This is a genomic window from Arthrobacter parietis, assembly GCF_039530425.1.
Taxonomy (GTDB): Bacteria; Actinomycetota; Actinomycetes; order Actinomycetales; family Micrococcaceae; genus Arthrobacter_D; species Arthrobacter_D parietis.
Genome location: NZ_BAAAON010000005.1, coordinates 1 through 1,537, shown reverse-complemented (window position 1 = coordinate 1,537; position 1,537 = coordinate 1). Strand labels below are relative to the sequence as shown.

The window sequence follows — 1,537 nt, the reverse complement described above, 5'->3', positions numbered from 1 at the left end:
GGTGGGAAGTATGTGGTTACAACTGTTCTGTGTAGTTGTACGTAATTGTCAATATTGTGTTGTGTGTTCCCTGGTAACCGGTGTTATTGGTTGGGAACCGCATAGTGGACGCGTAGCATTCGTGTTTTGTGTGGTGTCAAGTTATCGGCGTATTAGTACCGGTCAGCTTCACGAGTCGTTAGTCCTCGCTTCCACATCCGGCCTATCAACCCAGTGGTCTGGCTGGGGGCCTCTCACACCAAATGGTGTATGGAAATCTCATCTTGAAGCAGGCTTCCCGCTTAGATGCTTTCAGCGGTTATCCCATCCGAACGTAGCTAATCAGCGGTGCACTTGGCAGTACAACTGACACACCAGAGGTTCGTCCGTCCCGGTCCTCTCGTACTAAGGACAGCCCTTCTCAAATTTCCTACGCGCGCAGCGGATAGGGACCGAACTGTCTCACGACGTTCTAAACCCAGCTCGCGTACCGCTTTAATGGGCGAACAGCCCAACCCTTGGGACCTACTCCAGCCCCAGGATGCGACGAGCCGACATCGAGGTGCCAAACCATGCCGTCGATATGGACTCTTGGGCAAGATCAGCCTGTTATCCCCGAGGTACCTTTTATCCGTTGAGCGACGGCCATTCCACAATGTACCGCCGGATCACTAGTCCCGACTTTCGTCCCTGCTTGAGATGTCTCTCTCACAGTCAAGCTCCCTTGTGCACTTACACTCGACACCTGATTGCCAACCAGGCTGAGGGAACCTTTGGGCGCCTCCGTTACTTTTTAGGAGGCAACCGCCCCAGTTAAACTACCCATCAGGCACTGTCCCTGACCCGGATTACGGGCCGAAGTTAGATATCCAGAGTGACCAGAGTGGTATTTCAACGATGACTCCACCTGAACTAGCGTCCAAGCTTCACAGTCTCCCACCTATCCTACACAAGCCACACCGAACACCAATACCAAACTATAGTGAAGGTCTCGGGGTCTTTCCGTCCTGCTGCGCGTAACGAGCATCTTTACTCGTAGTGCAATTTCGCCGAGTTTATGGTTGAGACAGCGGGGAAGTCGTTACTCCATTCGTGCAGGTCGGAACTTACCCGACAAGGAATTTCGCTACCTTAGGATGGTTATAGTTACCACCGCCGTTTACTGGGGCTTGAATTCCCAGCTTCGCCCACAAGTGAGCTAACCGGTCCTCTTAACCTTCCAGCACCGGGCAGGAGTCAGTCCGTATACATCGTCTTGCGACTTCGCACGGACCTGTGTTTTTAGTAAACAGTCGCTTCCCCCTGGTCTCTGCGGCCCCGATCCGCCTCCCCACAGCAAGTGTGGTTCACGGTTGGGGCCCCCCTTCTCCCGAAGTTACGGGGGCATTTTGCCGAGTTCCTTAACCATAATTCTCTCGATCGCCTTAGTATTCTCTACCTGATCACCTGTGTCGGTTTGGGGTACGGGCAGTTGGAACCTCACGCCGATGCTTTTCTAGGCAGCATAGGATCATCGGATCCCCACCAAAAAGCGGGGCCCATCGGGTCTCAGAGACGG

At 53.7% G+C, this 1,537-nt stretch carries 1 rRNA gene; it reads right to left on the bottom strand.

What is annotated here, in order from left to right:
- Positions 1–132 precede the first annotated feature (132 nt).
- Positions 133–1,537, bottom strand: a 23S ribosomal RNA gene (locus ABFX19_RS14680); the annotation flags it as partial.